Genomic DNA, 300 nt, shown 5'->3' on the forward strand with positions numbered 1-300 from the left:
GATTTATGAGCGGTCGATTTATTGTTTTTTGGATTTTTCTTTAACCAATGAGTCAATGTGTTTTTTTTTCGGAGAAGGTTCTTTTTTTACAACAGCCCAATAAGTTTTATTAACTTCTTTGTCACGCAACATTTTATTTAAACGCTCTAAAGCTTTAGAAGTACGTGCAAAAATAACAATACCAGAAGTAGGTCTGTCAAGACGATGAAGAGTTCCTAAAAAAACATTACCAGGTTTTTCGTATTTATCTTTAATATATTCTTTTACAACATCACTTAAAGGTTTGTCGCCAGTTTTATC

The 300-nt window shown here is 31.0% G+C and carries 1 pseudogene; it reads right to left on the reverse strand.

Going from position 1 to position 300, the window contains the following annotated elements:
- A pseudogene (locus EYW44_RS22030) lies at positions 1-300 on the reverse strand (pseudouridine synthase); the annotation flags it as partial.

The sequence above is a fragment of the Tenacibaculum sp. M341 genome, from assembly GCF_004337695.1.
GTDB lineage: Bacteria > Bacteroidota > Bacteroidia > Flavobacteriales > Flavobacteriaceae > Polaribacter.